This window comes from Cohnella zeiphila, from assembly GCF_014212055.1.
GTDB classification, from domain to species: domain Bacteria; phylum Bacillota; class Bacilli; order Paenibacillales; family Paenibacillaceae; genus Cohnella; species Cohnella zeiphila.
The window spans coordinates 168,550-186,254 of sequence record NZ_JACJVO010000012.1 but is presented as its reverse complement, the minus strand read 5'-3'; the positions used below and the strand labels follow the sequence as shown (position 1 = coordinate 186,254).

Below are 17,705 nucleotides of genomic sequence, written 5' to 3'. Positions count from 1 at the left end.
AGAGTGGATCCAAGGAGCGGGAGTGGAGGAGGCATCGGAATTCATGCGTTACAACGGCATTGGAGCAACAAACGAGCACGCCCGAACCATCATCGACAGCTACCGAAGGTTGACCGGGCAGCCGCTTCTGGACGTGCCGGTTACTACGGAGAATGCATTTGAACGATTATTCGGGTCTCCCTGCGTGGTCTTGTCCCACGGAACGGAAGCCGATCCGGTGCTGAACTTCGGCAACCGGGCGGCGCTGGAGCTGTGGGAGATGGATTGGGAGACCTTCACGGGCACGCCGTCCAAATTGACCGCGGAGCCGATGGAACGGGATCAACGGGCCGCCTTTCTGAAGGCCGTGCACGAGAAAGGGTTCGTCGACGACTACACGGGAGTCCGCATCTCCAGCAACGGCCGGCGATTTTACATCCTGAAGGCAACGGTCTGGAACTTGACGGACGCGAACGGAGCGCATGTCGGGCAGGCCGCCGCTTTCAGGGAGCATCGTTACCTTTGACGGCTCGCTCCGGCTAGCAAAGAACTCGAAGAGGGACGCTTCTCCCAAAGCGTCCCTCTTCGAGTTCTATTTCCGTTACCGGATCGGCGGCTGCGCCCCGGAATTCCGCCCCCTGTTCCGCGAAGCGGGCGCCGAGCTGCGCCTGGCCGGGCCGGAAGGCCGCCTGTTCGATTGGCATGACCCGGAGAAAGAGTCTGTATGTAGTCGGCATCGGCAAAAAGGCGTCCGTTATCGCGATGATTCCGGGTTCTCGTTTTCGTTGCCCGGCCAGAGGACATGGTGATCCTTCTCGTAGACGGAAGCGCAAAATTCCGTAAGACTCATGCCCGTCTTTTTGCGAAACATTTTGCCGAAGGCGTGAATATCCCGATACCCGACCTGCGCGGCGATCTCCCCGAACGACAGGGGGGTCTGCAGCGCCAGCTCCTTGGCCTTCGTGACCCGCGCCCAGATCAGGAACTGCATCGGCGTAATGCCGAACGTCCTCTTGAATTGGGAGATCAAATAATTCCACGTCATCCCGGCGATCCTCTCGAGCTCCCGGGTATCGAGCTCGCGGTCGAGACGGTTCTCGATGAAATTCTTAGCTTGGACGAGGCGCGCGACGTTCTTGCCCCGAACCGCCTCTTCCGCCGTCTCCAGCTTGTCCGGCCTTCTCTTGGCCAGTTCGGCCAGGATCGTCGTCAACAGGGTTTGGCTCAAAAACCGGTTTTCCGTTCCCGGCTGACGGTATTTGGCGACCAGCTCGGAGAAACACCCTTCCACGCGATGGCCGAAAAAATTGCCGAAATGCCGCCGGTCGCCGAGCAGCCGGTCCATCGGAAACGCCGCGTCGGCGAAATGAAAGACAACGGTAATCGAGAGGAATGGCTGCCCCGGCACCGCGCGCAAGCCATGAAGTTCAAGCGGGCCGTAATAGAACACGTCTCCTTTCTCCACCCGATACACCTCGTCCCCGAACCGAAATTCGCCGGCTCCGTCGATCACATAGTTGACCGCATACTGCTTCAAGACGCGGCCTTCGAATCCCCAGCCTTCGGGCGCGTTGAAAATATGGGCTTGCGTAATGTACGGCGGAAACAAAAAGTCGCCGAGATGCTCCAACGTCTCTTGCGGCTGCAGCGCGGCCAAATCCGGCTTCGGCATCTGGTGGTCCTTCCTCTCTTTGGAGATATCTATCCTTTTCGCGAATCGGCATCCAGACCCTTTTTTCCCCGCAGCCATTCTCCTAAACGCCACGTTATCCATCTTCGAAAAACGAAACGGAAACCGTCACGCGCCCCGAATGCACTAAAATGTTTCTAAATGTGATTTATTTTTTATTTTCCGCGCATTTATGTTTATTAATTGTATTGACAACGCATTCACGTGCATATTATACTCCGATTAAATCATTAACGAACATTATTTAAACACAAATGATCATCCAATGCACAATTTTTTTTACGAAGGATGGATCTAGGAGGTTTACGCCCTTGAGTCAAGTCATCAATCGCCATCATGTCCAATCCAAAGCTTATCGTCTTCTGAAGCCCCGGGATGTGGTCGAAGCGGTGCTGGATCACGAAGTTCGGGATTGGGAAGTTGTCGTCGAGCCTTCGCTTGCAAGCATCTGCCATGCCGATCTGCGGTACTTTACCGGCCAGAGACAGGCGGAAGTGCTGCAGCGCAAACTGCCGATGGCGCTCATCCACGAAGGGATCGGCACCATCGCGGAAAGCCGCGTGCCGGAGCTAAAGTCCGGGCAGCGCGTGGTCGTCGTTCCGAACATGCAGGGATTCCTTCTCGACGGGACCGATTCCGATCACTGCTGCCCGGCGTGCAAAAACGAACATGGCAGCAATTACTGCAATCGCGGAAAATTTCTGGGGAGCGGAACGGACGGCATCGCCCAAAAGAGACTGGTCGTCCCGGCCGCCAACGCCGTTCCGATTCCGGACGAGGTGCCGGACGAGATCGCGGTGCTGACCGAGCTGGCCTCCGTCTCCTATCAAGCGCTGATTCACGTCAAGGAACAGCTGAAAACCGCGCGCGTCGCCGTGTTTGGCGACGGACCCGTCGGCTATCTGGCGGCTGCGGTTCTGCATCACGTATACGGCGTAAGCCAGGACCGGCTGACGGTGTTCGGCGCCATTCCGGAGAAGCTCGAGCAATTCCAATTCGCGACGCGCCACCTCGTTCAGGAGTATGATTTTGCGGGCGGAGAGCGGTTCCCGATCGCTCTGGAGTGCACGGGCGGCAAGTTCTCGGAGAGCGCCTTGAACCAGGCGATCGACATCCTGGAGCCGTGCGGGCATTTGATCCTGATGGGCGTCTCCGAAGAGAGAGTTCCCATCAACACCCGGGACGTTCTGGAGAAAGGGCTGACCCTCCGGGGAAGCAGCCGCAGTTCGATCCGGGACTTCTATCCCGTTCTGGAAGCCATGAAGGATCCCGCCTGCCAGGAGACGCTGGCCCGGCTGCTGCCTCCGGAGCGCACGGAGATCCGGTCCGCCGACGATTTCGCGCAAGCGATGGAGCTGGCCGCCTCGCATCGGACCTGGCATAAGGTTTTGCTGGACTTCAAGTGGTAAAGGAGCCCTGCTGACACGTTCGTCGGATCTGAGGTAAACTTAAACGCGTGGTGCCAAGCCTGCCCTATCATCATCTAAAAAAGACGAACTTTCGAGCTTTCGATCCTTCGCCGACGATGAGGCGGCTTGGCACATCTGCATGCGAGGCGCCCTATTGAAAGAAATGGAAACAAGGAGTTGATCTTGAAGAAAATCGAATTTGTCGCCTTAAATGTAAACGCTTAATTGGTTGGGAGGCAAAACGGTGCACAAAAAAACATGGTGGGGAGCCATCCGCCCCTACGTCATGGTCGGGCCGGCGATGGCCGGCATTATTCTGTTCGTGATCTACCCGATCGTCTACTTGATCTACCTCAGCTTCTATAAGTACAACTTGATGAACAAAGCGAAAAGCAAATTTATCGGGCTGGACAATTATCGCGGCATCTTCGCCCGGGACGACTTCTACAAGGCACTGGGGAATACCGCTGTCTATACCGTCAGCGTCGTCTTCTTCACGGTCCTGCTCTCCCTGCTGGTAGCCGTGTGGATCCATAAGAACAAGCGGATCAACTCGCTCGTGCAGATCGGCCTTTTCACGCCGCACATCATCTCGATCGTATCGATCGCGCTGGTGTGGATGTGGCTGATGGAGCCCAATGTCGGCTACCTCAACTACGTCCTTCATCTGTTCGGCATCCCGCCGTCCCAGTGGCTGCAAAGCTCCAAAACGGCCATGATGTCGATCGTCATCGTATCCGTGTGGCACAGCATCGGCTATTACGCCTTGATTCTGGTCGCCGCCATCAAAGGGGTTCCCAGCGAAGTTCTGGAGGCCGCCTCCATCGACGGGGCCAAGCGGCTCCGGACGATCAGCCATATTATCATCCCGCTGATCTCGCCGCAGCTGTTCTTTATCCTGATCATCATGACGATCGGATCGTTCAAGGTGTTCGATTCCGTCCGCATCATGACGGGAGGCGGCCCGAACAACGCGACCAACACCCTGGTGTACTACATCTTCGGGTACCGGGCCACCAACATCGGGTACGCTTCGGCGACCGGCGTCGTTCTGATGGCCATTATCGGCCTCTTGACGATCCTGTACTTCCAGGTGCTGTCCAAGAGAGTCCATTATCAATAACATTCCCGGAAAACCTTGCCGTAAGGAGGGGCGCCATTGCGATTCGAGCTCAGATCGATCGGAACGACCGTCCAATATTTGCTGAAGATCGTGTTTATCCTTCTTTTTATCTTTCCGCTCCTGTGGATGATCTCTACGTCTTTGCAAACTTTGCATGAAACGCAAGCGTTTCCGCCGACATTGGTTCCATCCGTCCCGCAATGGCGGAACTTCGCCAGCGTCATGGATAACGGATCCTTCCTGATGTATGCCCGGAACTCCGTGGTCGTGACGTTCTCGGTCATCGCGCTGCAATTTCTCGTCATGATTCCGGCCGCCTATGCGTTCGCGAAGTACAAGTTCGCGGGCAAGAACATCCTGTTCGGGATCGTTCTGCTGGCCTTTATGATTCCCGGTCAGATCACCTTCATCCCGGTCTACCTGATGCTCGGCGATTGGGGTCTGATCAACACGCTTCTACCGCAGATCCTCCCGTTCATGTCCAACGCGTTCGGCATCTTCCTGCTGCGCCAATACTTCATGCAGCTGCCGGAAGATTTGATCGAGGCGGCACGGCTGGACGGAGCCAATGAATTCAAGATCATCTGGCGCATCATGGCGCCGATGGCGGCGCCGGCGCTGGCGACGATCGCGCTGTTCAGCTTCGTCGCCCACTGGAACGATTACTTCTGGCCGCTCGTCATGACGAACTCCGATTCGGTCCGCCCGCTCACGATCTGGATCTCGACGCTGAGATCGGAAGAGGGCATCGCGAACTGGAACATCATCATGGCCGCCAATGTGGTGCTGGTCGTTCCGATTCTGGTCGTCTACGCTTTTTGCTCCAAGCAGATTTTGAACGCCTTCGTTTATTCGGGGATTAAATAACGTTAATCCTTTTCGAATAATAAAACTCACGATTTTGACAGGGGGAAGTTGCACATGAAAAGGAGAACAGGCAGTATCTTACTGGCTTCGGCCATGCTGACGGGCGTTCTGGCAGGATGTTCGTCGAACAATTCCGGCAACAACGGGGGCAACGCCGCTTCAGGCAGCCCCTCCGCCAGCGCTTCCGGCAGCTCGTCGCCCAGCGCATCGCAGACGTCGGGACAATCGGGCTCCGGCGAGAAGGTGACGATCCAGTTCTGGCATTCGACCAGCGGCAAGACGGGCGAAGCCTTGGACGCCATGGTTCAGCGCTTCAACTCCTCGCACCCCGACGTTCAGGTTGTCAGCACGTTCCAAGGCAGTTACGACGATGCGTCCACCAAGCTTCAGCAGGCGATCGCCGGCAATAACGCTCCCGACGTCAGCATGGTGGAAAGGGCTTACGTCCAACAGTTCGCGGAATCCGACGTGCTCGCGGACATGACGCCTTACATGGACAAGTCGGGGATGAGCAAGGACGACTTCGTGCAAGGTCTGATGGGCCATTCCGTCTTCAACGACAAGCTGGTCTCGCTGCCCTTGAACCGGTCGACGCCGATCTTCTATATCAATAAGAAGATGCTGGACGAGAAGGGCCTGCAAGTTCCCCAGACATGGGACGACCTGAAGAAGGTCGCCAACGCCCTCGTCGTCAAGGAGAACGGCAAGGTCTCGACGTACGGACTGACGATGCCTTACGACACCTGGTATCCGCTGGCCATGATCACCCAGGCGGGCAGCACGTTCTTCAGCGACGACGGCAAGACGGTCCCCTTTGTCGACGACGGCACCGGCAACAAAGTGTTCTCTTATCTGCGCGACCTGCAAGACTCCGGCGCTCTGTATTACCCGCCGAGCCAGGATTCGGGCAGCATCGTCAACCAGATGTTCACGAGCGGCAAGGTCGGCATGGTGTTCCAGTCCACCGGCATCATGAGCACGCTTCAGACGGACTTCGACTACGTCACGGCTTTCCTGCCCGCGGACAAGCAGCACGCCGAGCCGACCGGCGGCGGCAACATCGTCATGCTCGACTCTTCGAAGCATAAGGACGCGGCTTGGGAATTCGTCCAGTGGGTCGAGACCGATCCGCAGGGGGCGCAGCAGTTCATCCTGGACACCGGATACCTGCCGTTCACCAAGAAGATGGCCGAGAGCCAGGAAGTTCAAGACCTCTGGGCGAAGGATCCGAACCGCAAGACGGCCTACGATCAGCTTCAATACGCCGTCGACACGAACAAGAGCGTCGCTTGGCCGCTGGTCATGAAGGAGTTCTTCTCCGCCATCGAGGCGATCATGTACGATCACAAGGACGTCGACGCCACCCTGAAAACGTTCAAAAAGTCGGCGGAGGACATTCTGTCTTCCAACTAAAGGAGGGGATTCGCCTTGTCCGCAACCGGAAGCATCGTGCGCCAGATTCGCTGGCAGGCCCATCAGAACAGCAACATCGAAGTACCGGAGAACACCATGGCGGCGATGCGGTACGCTTGGGATCTGGGAGGCATTCCCGAGCTGGACATCCGCCAGACGGGAGACGGCGTGATCGTCGGCATTCACGATTCGACGCTCCGCCGCACGACGGACGCCCCCGCCGAGGAACGGGATCGGCCGATCGCCGAGATGACCTTCGGGCAGCTTCAGCGCTGGGATGCCGGTCTTCCGTTCGGGGAAGCGTTCCGCGGAGAACGCATCCCCTCGCTGGACGACGTGCTGGCGGTGCTGGCCGCCCACCCCGACCGCGAGCTATATCTGGATTATAAGGAAGTCGACCTGGCGAAGATGGCCGCGCTGATCGGGCAGCGCGGCGTCGGCCGCCAGATCATCTTCGCCCATCGCGACCACGAGAACTGCAAGAAGGTCAAGCGGCTGGCGCCGGAAGTGCGAACGATGATGTGGGTTCCGGGCAGCGTGCCCGAAGCCACCATCCGAGCCTACGAGAATGCCCGGGAGACCGGCTTCGACTCTCTCGATATCATCCAGATCCACCTGGTCGACGACGACAATCGGGAATCGGGCTGGCGCTATCGGGTGGGCCGGGACTTCCTGCAGACCGTCTATCGGCAGCTGACCGAGGCGGGAATGGAGCTTGAAGTGCTGATCGCCCGGTTCGATCAGGACACTTTGTTCGACTTGCTTGATCTCGGCATTCGCAGATTTGCCGTCGACGAGCCGAAGGTCTTTCTGCAGACCCTCGACCGTTACCCGCAAAGCTGAGAGGTTTCGGCCTCGCGACGGTTACGCTTATAGAGGAAAGGGTGTATTCAGGTGAGAGCATGGTCTCAGAGAAAGTTCGTGATGTCCGCTTGCGCGGTCCTTCTGGCGCTGACGCTGCTTCCTTCGCAGTCGTTCGGCAGTCCGCTGGGCGCGAAGGTGAAGGCCGCCCAAGCGTTCGATCTGACGGCCCCGGCCAAGGAATTGATCTCGGGAACGGATCTTCAGAACAACACCGTCCTGCAGTCGTTCGCGTTCGACAACGTCAACCATTACCTGTATACGGTCCAACTGATGGCCGGCGGCCAGCAGCTGCCCGGCGAGTCGGCCCCCGTCTCCGGAGCCGATCGCGCCTTGAACGGGGATCTGTGCCTGACCAAGCTCGATGAGTCGGGACATGTGATCAGTTACATGTATTTGAAAGGCTTCGGACACGGCGTTCAGATCGGCGTCGAGCCCGGGGTCGGCCAGAACGGAGAACCCGTCTCCTATCTGTGGACCGAAGTGGATGCCGCCCACGATCACCCCGCCGACGGAACCAACGGCTGGGGAACGCAAATCGCCCGCTTCCCCTTCACCGACGGAGCCGTCGTTACGCCGAATACCCCGTGGCTGGAGAAGTATTCGTTGATCCAAGGCGCCGATCGGACGACGGTCAGCCTCGACACGGCCCACGATCTGCTCACGATGCGTTATCGGCTGGACGGGTTGTTCCACTTCGCCGTGTTCGAGCTGTCGAAGGTAAAGAGCCATAGCCATGTCCAGCCGCTGGCCGACGTCGTGCAGCCGCAGCTCTCTTACGACTTCCAAGGATTCACGTCTTACGGAAGCACGCTTTATCTGCTGGAAGGAACGCATTCCGTCTCGACGTATCCGGACGGCAACACCTACATCACGTCCGTCGATCTGAACAGCGGCGAAGTGACGGACCGGCAGCTGATGACGGCGGCTCCCGATCTCACGTACCGGGAACCGGAAGGTTTGGCCGTTCAGCTTCCGGATCCGAACCATCCCGAAGCGCCCAGGCTGGCATTCGGATTCGCCTCCGGGGACACCGGGGGCAGGCAAGCGAACATCTATTACTTGGACGCGCTGAAGGATTAACGCCCGTCCGCCATGCCGACTGCGGAATCGACGGTTTGTCGGTTCCGCAGCTTCATGGTCCGGGGCGATGAAGGAGCAAGAGAACGGCCATGAGCGACAGCGTCTGGTACATTTCCCACGGAGAATTAATTCTGCGCATGATGATTTCCGCCGCATTGGGCGGGGCGATCGGCATGGAACGCGAATGGAATCATCATGCCGCAGGGTTGCGAACACATATTCTGGTATGCCTCGGCTCCACCACGATCATGCTGCTGTCCATGTACGGCTTCTCGGCCTTTATCAGCGAAGTCAGCGTGCGCATGGACCCCGCCCGCCTGGCGGCCCAGGTCATCAGCGGCATCGGATTCTTAGGCGCGGGCGCCATCATGCGGAACGGGAATATCGTGAAAGGGTTGACGACGGCGGCGTCCGTCTGGGTGGTCGCCGGCATCGGCCTTTGCGTCGGGGCCGGTTTTTTGACCGGCGCGTTTTTTTGCACGTTTCTCGTTCTGATCTCTCTTTATTTGCTAAACAAGTGGGAGAAGGTATGGGGAAGGAAGAACCGGCACCAGGAAGTCGAGATCAAGATGATCCATCGGCCGGACAGCCTGGCGCGAATCTCGGCCGTATTCGGCAAGCACGGCATTCAAATCGCCGATCTGAAGATGAAGACGAGCAGCCGCGGCTCCCCGGACGAACGGGAGATGACCGTTCTGTTCTATCTCAAGGAGGTCCGTCCGGATCAGTGGCTGCCGGTCCTGGAGGAGATCACGCTGCTCGACATCGTCCATGGGATGGAGACCCGGGGCGGCCAGGTCTCGCCGCAGGCAATCGCGGCTACGGGAGCGCCGGCGGCGCCGAACGGAGTCGTTGACAGGGGAAACGCGCCTCGACTATAGTTGGGGTTAATGATCATAGTGGGGCTTCAGAAAGTCAAGGCTAGGGGGACTTCAATTGTTGGCTGCCGAACGGAAATATCGGATCGTGGAGTATGTCAAGCAGCACCGCGTCGTGTCCATCTCGGAGCTGGCGCAGGAATTCAACGTCCATGAAGTGACGATCCGGCGCGACCTCGCGGAGATCGAACAGCAGGGACTGGTGAAGCGGACGCACGGAGGAGCCACGATCGATCAATGGATGCAGAACGAACCCCCGTTCGACGAGCGAACCTCGCAGGGACTGGACCAGAAGGTCAGAATCGGCCAGATGGCGGCGAGCCTCGTGAACGAGGGAGACCATATCATCATCGATTCGGGAACCACCACCCTGCACATCGCCAAAAACCTGATTCATAAGAACAACATCACCGTCGTCACCAACGATATGAACGTCGCGGCCGAGCTGCGCAACGCGAGCGGCGTCAACGTCATCCTGACAGGAGGGGATTTATATCCTTCCAGCTACATGCTGAACGGCATGTTCACGGATCATGTGCTGAACTCCCTCCATGTCCAGACCGCATTCATCGGTACGCCGGCCATCCACCCCAAGTACGGCCTGATGCACCCGGAAGCGCTGCTGGTCCGGACCAAGCAGAGCATGATCGGCGCCGCGGAGAAGATCATCGTCGTCGCCGACGACAGCAAGATCGGCAAGGTCTCCCTCCATACCGTCGCGCCGAATTCGGCCATCCATACGCTGATTACCGGAGAAGAAGCACAGGAGTACGATATCCAGAAATTCCGGGAGAACGGCGTGGAAGTTCTGGTCGTCTAGTGCCTCCTCCTGCGGCGGAATCCGTTCCCCGCGAACGAGGCTGTCTCCCCCTGAAGAAATGGCGGTTACGGGGAAGTTAGCGATCCCTGTACCGCCATTTGATTTTCCAATCGAATATCTCCTTCTCTGCGTATCCCGCCGCGGTCTCATTGCTAACGAAACCTCAAGCTCTTATTCGGCGAAAAGGAGCGAGGCTTGCGTTCTAACGAATCTGAGGAAGCTTATTTGCCCGTTTCATTCGGCTAAAGGCTATCATCCGCCCCAATAAGGTCTCCTCGATTCGTTACGTTTCACCTATCCTCGATTTTGCCGGAATAGCGCCTCTGGGTTTCGTTAGAGCTTTAAACTACCTTCCGGGACATCCCCTTCCTTCATGGGCCGGCTACCTGCGCGAACTGATTCCGATACATGTCGGAATAGAAGCCGTTCTTCTCCAGGAGCTCGCCGTGCGAGCCTTGTTCGACGATCTGTCCGTCCCGGATGACCAGAATCTCGTCCGCCTCGCGGATCGTGCTGAGCCGATGGGCAATGACGAAGCTCGTTCTCCCCTGCATCAAGGTTTTCATCGCTTCTTGAATGTGAAGCTCCGTCCTCGTATCCACGTTGCTCGTCGCCTCGTCGAGGATGAGGATCGCCGGGCTCGCCAGCACCGCTCGGGCGATCGTGAGAAGCTGCCGCTGCCCCTGGCTCAAGTTGCTTCCTTCGGCGTTCAAGTACGTGTCGTAGCCGTCGGGCAGCTTGCGAATGAACGCATCGGCGTTCGCGAGCCGGGCCGCCTCCTCCACTTCCCGATCGCCGGCCTCCAGCCGTCCGTACCGAATATTGTCCCGTACCGTCCCGGAGAACACGTAAGCATCCTGCAGCACCAATCCGATCTGCCTTCTGATCGCTTGCTTGTCGAGGTCCCGAATGTCCTCGCCGTCGATCAGGATCCGGCCCGATTGGATGTCGTAGAATCGCGTCAGCAGATTGATAATCGTCGTCTTGCCCGCGCCTGTAGGGCCGACGAGGGCGATCGTCCGGCCGGGCTTCGCATGCAGGGACACATCCTTAAGCACCGCCGTACCCGGCTTGTAACCGAAACTCACCCGATCGAACACGACGTCGCCCCGGATCGCGCGGTCCGGCCCGTACGCGGCCTTTTCCGATATCTCCGGCTCGAGGTCGAGCACCTCGAACACGCGTTCCGCGCCGGCGATGGCGGATTGGAACAGATTGTACTGGTTGGCGAGCTGGTTGATCGGCTGGCTGAACTGGTTGGAATAGTTCAGGAAGCTGACGATGACGCCGATCGTAATCAGATCATGGTAAGCGAAGACGCCTCCGAATACCGCGATGATAAGGAACGTCAGGTTGCGCGACGTGTTCATCATCGGCCCCATCGAGCCGGAGAGGCTCTGGGCCTTCACGCCGACCGACCGCAGCCGTTCGTTGATCTCGCGGAATTGCTCGATCGATCGGGCTTCCCTTCCGAACGTCTTCACGACCTTCAGGCCGGAGATGTTCTCCTGGACGAAGCCGTTCACATCTCCAAGCTGCTTCTGCTGCTCCGAGAAGAACCGGCGGGTGTAGGCGGTAATCTTCTTCGTGACCAGCACGATGAGCGGAATCGTCAGCACCGTAATGAGCGTCATCCGGGCGCTCAAGCTGAGCATCATGGCCACGCTGCCCACGAGGGTCAGTACGCTGGCGATGAGCTGGACGACGGTCTGGTTCAGCGTATTGGAGACGTTGGCGATATCGTTGACCGCCCGGCTCATCAGCTCGCCGTGCGTCCGCCGGTCGAAGAACGGAACCGGCAGGCGCTGGTACTGTTCGAATAAATCCTGGCGCATGTCCCGAACGGTATTCTGGGACAGGCTCGAGGCCATATATTGCTGAATCCAGGTGAAGACCGCTCCCAGCACGTAGACCCCGAACAAGATCAAGCCCATTCTCACGATTCCGTCAAATTGACGCGGAACAATAAATTTGTCGAAGATTTTGCCGATCAGGTAGGGTCCGAGCAGCGAGAAGACCGTCGTGAGCACCGTACACAGGACGACCCAGAATAAAGCCTGCCGTTGAAGCTTTAAATAGCCCGCGATTCTCCGGAGCGTTCCTTTGGCATCCTTGGATCGAACCTTCGGAACTCCCCCATGATGCCGGCCCGGGCCCTGATGGAAGCCCATCTGATTGAAATTCGTCTGCGAGGGGGACGCGTTAGAAGGATTGGACGGTCGGCTGCCCGACATAAGGCACCTCCTGCTTGCCGTATTGGGACCGGTAGATGTCCCGATAGACCTCGCACGAGGCCATCAATTGCCCATGGGTGCCGCTGCCCGCGATTTGGCCCTCGTCGAGCACGATAATTCTCTGCGCCTCGATCACGGACGAAATCCGCTGCGCGATGAGGAACGTAATCGTATGACGCATAATCTCGTTCAACGCCGTCCGAAGCCGCCGTTCCGTCCCCAGATCCAGGGCGCTCGTACTGTCGTCCATAATCAGGATGGGAGGCTTAATCAGCAGCGCCCGGGCGATGGAGAGCCGCTGCTTCTGTCCCCCGGACAGATTGACGCCTTTCTGGCCGAGCTTCGTATCGTAGCCGTCTTCCAGCTTGGCGATAAAGTCGTGCGCCTGGGCCATCCTGGCGGCCGCCTCGATCTCCTCCTGCGTCGCGTCTGGTTTGCCGAAGGCGATATTGTCCCGGATCGTGCCGGTGAACAGGAACGATTCCTGCAGGATCATCCCGATCCGGCTCCGCAGCCCGATCAGAGGAAGATCTCGGATGTCCTTCCCGTCGATCCGGATGGACCCGGACGTGACGTCGTACAGCCGGGGAATCAATTGGACGAGCGTCGATTTGCCGGACCCCGTGGCTCCGATGATGGCGACGGTGTCCCCGCGGCTCGCTTCGATGTCGAGATCCCGCAAGACCCGCTCCTTGGGGTCGGCCGATCCGCTGTAGGAGAAAGAAACGTTCTCCAGCTTGACATGCCGGGCCGGGATGGAATCGTCCGCCCCCGGTTCCGCGTCTTCGATCCGAGGCCGTTCGGCAAGCACTTCCCGAATGCGATTCGCGGACACATTGGCCTGCGTCACGTTCATGAGAAGCCCGCTCACCATGATCAAGGAGGAGAGAACCTGCACGACATAATTCACGAACGCTACCAGATCCCCCGCCTGTACGGACCCGGTCGATACGAGGTCCCCGCCGTACAGCAGGACGGTCACCAGGCACGCATTCATGATCAGGGTCACGATCGGAGAGTTCAGCGCGATAAACCGGGACGCCCGAATGGAAATTCGGGTATAATCCCCGTTGACCTCCCGAAATCTCTCCGTCTCGTACTTTGTCCGGACGAAAGCTTTGACGACCCGAATGCCGGCCAGATTCTCCTGAATCCGCGTGTTCACGGCGTCCAGCTTGGCTTGAACGGCAGTGAAGATCGGAGAGGAGAACCGGATCAGCACGACAAGCGCCGCCACCAGGACGACGAGCGTGCCGAGCAGGATCAAACCCAGCCGAAGATTCATGAGCAGGGCCATGACGACGCTGCCGATGAGCAGGCTCGGAGACCGGACCATCCCTTGAAGCGCCATCTGCACCAGGTTCTGCACCTGAACGACGTCGCTCGTCATTCTCGTGATGAGCGACCCCGATTTGAAAGCGTCCACATTTTCGAACGAGAACGTTTGGACTTTTTTGAAAAGAGCCTCGCGAATGTCGGCCCCGAAGTTCTGCGAAGCGCGGCTGGCGAACAGATTGCACCCGACTCCCGAGACGAGCGAGAGAAGCGCCACCGCCAGCATCGCGAATCCGGTCTGCTCGATGACGCCGTAGTCGCGGTCCACGATGCCGAAGTTCACGATATGCGCGGCCAGTCTGGGCTGCAGAAGATCGAAAAAGACCTCGAAGATCATAAAGAGCGGCGCCAACGCAAAAAATTTCCGGTAAGGCTTTAAATAAGCGGTCAATCCCCTCATGTTCCCTGGTCCCCTTCTTCATTCCCCGCTTCCGGATTCGCTTCCTCCCCGGCTTGGCGAAGTTCAAAGTGCCGGGTATACTCCTCGATGACCATGTCGATCGCCTTGAGTTCTCCCAGCAGGATCGGTCGGATCTCCCCATACTCCGGCGCCTCCAGCTGCTGCTTCAACGTCAATCGCTTGACATCGAGCACATTCAGGAATTCCAGCGCCCTTCCGCGGCGGAAGGTCTTGGCCCCGTGATGATGATGATGATGGTGGTGCCTCCGCCGATGTCCTCCGTCCCCCTGTTCGTCTCCTCCGCCTCTATGCTCTCTCATGCGCATCCGCTCCTTTTTGTATACAATTGTATACAAAAGCATTCGAAGTGTCAAAGCATATTTATCGACAGAAAAGGCGCCTCTACCTCGGTAGAAGCGCCCTTCTGATCCCGTCCCCCTTGCTACGGGGCCATCCTCCGATCGTCCATCCTTTCCTGCAGGCTCTCGCCGAATTGCTGGGTCCACGTCCACATTGCGGCGAAGATCGGCTGCAGCCCTTGTCCGGACTCGGTAAGCTCATATTCCACATGCAGCGGCACGCCGGGATAGAGCGTGCGCGTGACGATTCCCTTCTCCTCCAGCAGCCGCAACCGGTCGGTCAGCGTCTTCGGACTGATCGGCTGCAGCTTGCGTCGCAGTTCCCCGAACCGCTTCGTGCCGTTGAACAGCTCGAACAACAGAAGGAGCATCCACTTGCTATCCAATATCTCCAGGATCGGTTCGACCTTGCCGGGACAAGACTCGTCCATCATCGGCTTTCCCTCCCATAGTTCATTTTTTGAAACTAATGCACTTAAATATAACTACTTTTCAAATGTACCATAGATCCATTACGATGTGAATCGAGAACGAATTCAGGAATACAGGAGGAAGATAAACAATGAAAACCGTCTTATGGGCCACCTTGACCGCCAACGGCAACTATGCGCAATCCGGTCCCGAGAATCCGCCGAAAAAAGAAGCGCTGAACGACTTCGCGGCACAGGCCAAAGCGGCCGGAAATTTCATCGTGGGGCGCAAAACGTTCGAGGGAATGCAAGATCCGAGCAGAGTCTCCCAAGACGAACAGGCGGGCGACAACGGCCCCTTCGCCGGGATGGACATCGTTGTGATGTCCAGGAGCATCCAGGCCATCCCCGGCTTGACGATCGTAAGATCGCCGCAGGAAGCCTTGGACTACTTGCAAGGGAAAGGTTATCAAACCGCGGTTATCAGCGGCGGCGCGGACATTCACAATTCGTTCCTGGAGCAAGACCTGGTGGACGAGGTGATCTTCAACGTAGCGCCTGTGTTCGAGGGGAAAGGGTTGAATCTGTTAATCGACGCGGAGAACTACCGTTACCGGAACGCACAATTGCTGGATTGCAAGCCCCTCGGCGGCGGCGTCGTTCAACTGCGCTACTCGCTGGAACGTTGAGTCGGCCGGACGCCGGGGAAGCTAATTTTCTACTGTAACGAGCCCGCCCACGCATCGACCGTGAGCACCTCGGCCTGACGGGGGAACACCTTCCCGGCGAGAACGCGGCGAACCTCAGCTTTTCATAGGCCTTGCGTTTGCAATAACCCCTGCAAAATGACCTCGAGTCCCCAGCGGAACCGCTCCTTCGACTCGATATCTCCGGAGAACATCTCGCCCTTCAAGCCGGCGATCAGCGGGTAACGGACCGGATCGGCGGAGAGGAACGTCTCTTTGACGACCGGCATCTGCTGGCCTCCGTGCTTGTCCCGGGAAGTTTGTTCGAACGCCACGGAGGAGACGTAGAACAGGAACAGATCGGCTCCCCATGCCGCCGATCTCGACTGAATGCCGGCCTCTTGCAGAGTAGAGAGGATGAATTCGGTCAATCGAAGGAAGTTGTCGCCCATCGGAAGCGTGGTCAGCGACAGCTCGGCGAGTCCCGGCTGCTCGTACAACAGCATAAGATACGACTCCAGCGCATCGAATAGCCTGCTCTTCCAGGGTCCTTCCCAGGGAGCGGGCCATTCCAAACTCCCCAGGCCATAATCCATCACATAGGCGTTCAATTCCTGAAGATTCTTGACGTACACGTACAGCGAAGAAGGTCCCGTATCCAGCGCTTTGGCCACCTTGCGCATGGTCATGCCGGACATTCCCTCTTCCTTCAGAAGCGAATACGCCGTCCGGACGATGAGCTCATGGCTGAGCGGCTCCTTGGCCGGCCGCGCCCGGCGGCTTACGATCTTGCGGTTCGGATTCATCATACTTTCCTTATAACATGTCGGAAGACAATAGTAAATGCGCCGCGCTCTCAGTCATTGCCCGCCGTCCCGCTCCTGGAATCCATTCATGAGACCGGCCAGCTTGACGGCGGCATCGTCGGAAAAACACAGGATCTGGCTGTCGTTCGACTCCTGCGCCGCTTCGGAAGAATACCGGTACATCTCTTCTTCGTACGCCTCGACGGCTTGGGCCAAGTTCGGATGCGAAGCGATCGCAAGCGCCAGATTCATCGCGTCCTGCATCGCCAGATTCACGCCCTCGCCCGCAAAGGGAGACATGACATGGGCGGCATCCCCGATCAGCGTGACGTCGGGACGGCGATTCCACCTGAAGCCGATCGGCAGCCTATAGATTCTTCGGGGAAGGATCGGACCGTCTGCGTAACGGATATAATTGCGGATGGCGTCGTCCCAGTCGCCGAACAGCTCCAGGAGGCGGCGCTTGGCTTCCTCCGGCTGATCGAACGGGATGCCGCAAGTGTCCAGCCAGTCCCGCTCCACCTCGAAGCTGGCATAGACCTTCAGGCGGCCGTCGCCGCCCAGCTGGCCGAGAATCCCTTTGCGGTCGCCCAGGGCGAACATTTTGCCGCGCCGGTTCCAGGCGGCCAAGTCCGGGTGATTCTCCGCCGCATTCAGAACGTTCAGCTCGATCATGGTCAGTCCCGAGTACTCGGCCTTGACGTCCGAGAGCAAAGGACGCACGCGCGAGAAGGCCCCGTCGGCTCCGACCAGGAGATGAACGGTATCGACTTCCCCGTTCTCGAAATGAAGCTCGGTCATCCCGTTATCGAGGGAGACCGCCCGGTCGAGCTTGCGGCCGTACCGGATGCTGCCGGAATCGAGGGCGCCGAGCAGCAAGTCGCACAGGTCGCCGCGGTCGATCTCCGGCCGGCTCCCTTGCTCATTCGGTTCCGCGACCTCGTCCAGAAGGATCTTCCCGGTCTTGTCCGCCACCCGGAAATCCTCGCCCTCGTACCGGACGATCTCGCGGAACTTCTCATACAGCCCCGCTTCCTTGAGCGCCAACTGGCCCGAATCCTCATGGATATCCAAGGAACCTCCGCGTTCGCGGTTCGGATCGTGAAGCCCCTGCTCGTAGACGACCGGCCGGAAGCCGCGCCGCTGCAGAATCAAAGCCAGCGTCAGCCCTCCCGGGCCGGCGCCGATAATCGCGATGCGTTTGTGCATAACGGATGAACCCGTCATGAAAACCAACTCCTTGAGATGTTTTCGTTATTACGCTTCTATGTTATATCATAACGAACATTGTTCGTAAAGAACAGTGTTCGTTATGATATAAAATTTTTACAAGATAAACAAGCAATTTACAG

17 protein-coding genes are annotated in these 17,705 nt (G+C 58.2%); 10 read left to right on the top strand and 7 right to left on the bottom strand.

Annotated elements, in window-relative coordinates; all coding sequences use genetic code 11:
* Positions 1-43 precede the first annotated feature (43 nt).
* A complete protein-coding gene (locus H7C18_RS11640; RefSeq protein WP_185129215.1) occupies positions 44-505 on the top strand; it encodes an MEKHLA domain-containing protein in 462 nt (153 codons plus the stop codon).
* A gap of 228 nt (positions 506-733) precedes the next feature.
* On the opposite strand, the gene H7C18_RS11635 is transcribed toward H7C18_RS11640, so the two are convergent.
* Positions 734-1,651 carry a helix-turn-helix domain-containing protein gene (locus H7C18_RS11635; RefSeq protein ID WP_185129214.1) on the bottom strand — a complete coding sequence of 306 codons (918 nt, stop codon included), beginning with the start codon at positions 1,649-1,651 and terminating at the stop codon, positions 734-736.
* Positions 1,652-1,980: 329 nt separating this feature from the next.
* Between H7C18_RS11635 and H7C18_RS11630 the strand changes: the two genes are divergently transcribed.
* The 8 genes from H7C18_RS11630 (at position 1,981) to H7C18_RS11595 (ending at position 10,123) form a co-directional block, all read left to right on the top strand.
* Positions 1,981-3,078, top strand: coding sequence for an alcohol dehydrogenase catalytic domain-containing protein (locus H7C18_RS11630; protein WP_238357640.1), 1,098 nt, complete (start codon positions 1,981-1,983; stop codon positions 3,076-3,078).
* Between the two features lie 244 nt (positions 3,079-3,322).
* Positions 3,323-4,201, top strand: coding sequence for a carbohydrate ABC transporter permease (locus tag H7C18_RS11625; protein ID WP_420481853.1), 879 nt, complete (start codon positions 3,323-3,325; stop codon positions 4,199-4,201).
* A 126-nt stretch (positions 4,202-4,327) separates the two neighbouring features.
* A complete protein-coding gene (locus H7C18_RS11620) occupies positions 4,328-5,068 on the top strand; it encodes a carbohydrate ABC transporter permease (protein ID WP_185129271.1) in 741 nt (246 codons plus the stop codon).
* Positions 5,069-5,122: 54 nt separating this feature from the next.
* Entirely contained in the window at positions 5,123-6,481 is a 1,359-nt protein-coding gene (locus H7C18_RS11615) for an ABC transporter substrate-binding protein (protein ID WP_185129212.1), read from the top strand.
* Positions 6,482-6,496: 15 nt separating this feature from the next.
* Entirely contained in the window at positions 6,497-7,324 is an 828-nt protein-coding gene (locus H7C18_RS11610; protein ID WP_185129211.1) for a glycerophosphodiester phosphodiesterase, read from the top strand.
* A gap of 51 nt (positions 7,325-7,375) precedes the next feature.
* Positions 7,376-8,425: a phage baseplate protein gene (locus H7C18_RS11605; protein ID WP_185129210.1), complete on the top strand. Its 1,050-nt coding sequence runs from the start codon at positions 7,376-7,378 to the stop codon at positions 8,423-8,425.
* Positions 8,426-8,514: 89 nt separating this feature from the next.
* Positions 8,515-9,306: an MgtC/SapB family protein gene (locus H7C18_RS11600; RefSeq protein ID WP_185129209.1), complete on the top strand. Its 792-nt coding sequence runs from the start codon at positions 8,515-8,517 to the stop codon at positions 9,304-9,306.
* A gap of 55 nt (positions 9,307-9,361) precedes the next feature.
* Positions 9,362-10,123, top strand: coding sequence for a DeoR/GlpR family DNA-binding transcription regulator (locus H7C18_RS11595; protein ID WP_185129208.1), 762 nt, complete (start codon positions 9,362-9,364; stop codon positions 10,121-10,123).
* A gap of 371 nt (positions 10,124-10,494) precedes the next feature.
* Here H7C18_RS11595 and H7C18_RS11590 read toward each other — a convergent pair whose 3' ends face one another.
* The 4 genes from H7C18_RS11590 to H7C18_RS11575 form a co-directional block, all read right to left on the bottom strand.
* Positions 10,495-12,357, bottom strand: coding sequence for an ABC transporter ATP-binding protein (locus H7C18_RS11590; RefSeq protein ID WP_238357639.1), 1,863 nt, complete (start codon positions 12,355-12,357; stop codon positions 10,495-10,497).
* Positions 12,326-14,092, bottom strand: a complete 1,767-nt coding sequence (locus H7C18_RS11585; protein ID WP_185129207.1) for an ABC transporter ATP-binding protein — start codon at positions 14,090-14,092, stop codon at positions 12,326-12,328. The genes H7C18_RS11590 and H7C18_RS11585 overlap by 32 nt, the downstream gene beginning before the upstream one ends.
* A complete protein-coding gene (locus H7C18_RS11580) occupies positions 14,089-14,412 on the bottom strand; it encodes a hypothetical protein (RefSeq protein ID WP_238357638.1) in 324 nt (107 codons plus the stop codon). The genes H7C18_RS11585 and H7C18_RS11580 overlap by 4 nt, the downstream gene beginning before the upstream one ends.
* A 122-nt stretch (positions 14,413-14,534) precedes the next feature.
* Entirely contained in the window at positions 14,535-14,885 is a 351-nt protein-coding gene (locus H7C18_RS11575; RefSeq protein ID WP_185129206.1) for a winged helix-turn-helix transcriptional regulator, read from the bottom strand.
* Between the two features lie 128 nt (positions 14,886-15,013).
* On the opposite strand from H7C18_RS11575, the gene H7C18_RS11570 reads away from it, so the two are divergent.
* Positions 15,014-15,550, top strand: coding sequence for a dihydrofolate reductase family protein (locus tag H7C18_RS11570; RefSeq protein ID WP_185129205.1), 537 nt, complete (start codon positions 15,014-15,016; stop codon positions 15,548-15,550).
* A 122-nt stretch (positions 15,551-15,672) separates the two neighbouring features.
* Here the strand turns inward: H7C18_RS11570 and H7C18_RS11565 are convergent, their stop codons facing one another.
* Both H7C18_RS11565 and H7C18_RS11560 read right to left on the bottom strand, forming a co-directional pair.
* Positions 15,673-16,356: a TetR/AcrR family transcriptional regulator gene (locus H7C18_RS11565; protein ID WP_185129204.1), complete on the bottom strand. Its 684-nt coding sequence runs from the start codon at positions 16,354-16,356 to the stop codon at positions 15,673-15,675.
* Positions 16,357-16,407: 51 nt separating this feature from the next.
* Positions 16,408-17,580, bottom strand: a complete 1,173-nt coding sequence (locus H7C18_RS11560) for an FAD-dependent oxidoreductase (protein WP_185129203.1) — start codon at positions 17,578-17,580, stop codon at positions 16,408-16,410.
* Positions 17,581-17,705: the final 125 nt, after the last annotated feature.

Coding starts and splice junctions, on each gene's coding strand:
- H7C18_RS11640 (WP_185129215.1), top strand. CDS start 44: ATGCGTTACAACGGCATTGGAGCAACAAACGAGCACGCCCGAACCATC.
- H7C18_RS11635 (WP_185129214.1), bottom strand. CDS start 1,651: ATGCCGAAGCCGGATTTGGCCGCGCTGCAGCCGCAAGAGACGTTGGAG.
- H7C18_RS11620 (WP_185129271.1), top strand. CDS start 4,328: ATGATCTCTACGTCTTTGCAAACTTTGCATGAAACGCAAGCGTTTCCG.
- H7C18_RS11615 (WP_185129212.1), top strand. CDS start 5,123: ATGAAAAGGAGAACAGGCAGTATCTTACTGGCTTCGGCCATGCTGACG.
- H7C18_RS11600 (WP_185129209.1), top strand. CDS start 8,515: ATGAGCGACAGCGTCTGGTACATTTCCCACGGAGAATTAATTCTGCGC.
- H7C18_RS11590 (WP_238357639.1), bottom strand. CDS start 12,357: ATGTCGGGCAGCCGACCGTCCAATCCTTCTAACGCGTCCCCCTCGCAG.
- H7C18_RS11585 (WP_185129207.1), bottom strand. CDS start 14,092: ATGAGGGGATTGACCGCTTATTTAAAGCCTTACCGGAAATTTTTTGCG.
- H7C18_RS11580 (WP_238357638.1), bottom strand. CDS start 14,412: ATGAGAGAGCATAGAGGCGGAGGAGACGAACAGGGGGACGGAGGACAT.
- H7C18_RS11575 (WP_185129206.1), bottom strand. CDS start 14,885: ATGATGGACGAGTCTTGTCCCGGCAAGGTCGAACCGATCCTGGAGATA.
- H7C18_RS11570 (WP_185129205.1), top strand. CDS start 15,014: ATGAAAACCGTCTTATGGGCCACCTTGACCGCCAACGGCAACTATGCG.
- H7C18_RS11565 (WP_185129204.1), bottom strand. CDS start 16,356: ATGATGAATCCGAACCGCAAGATCGTAAGCCGCCGGGCGCGGCCGGCC.
- H7C18_RS11560 (WP_185129203.1), bottom strand. CDS start 17,580: ATGACGGGTTCATCCGTTATGCACAAACGCATCGCGATTATCGGCGCC.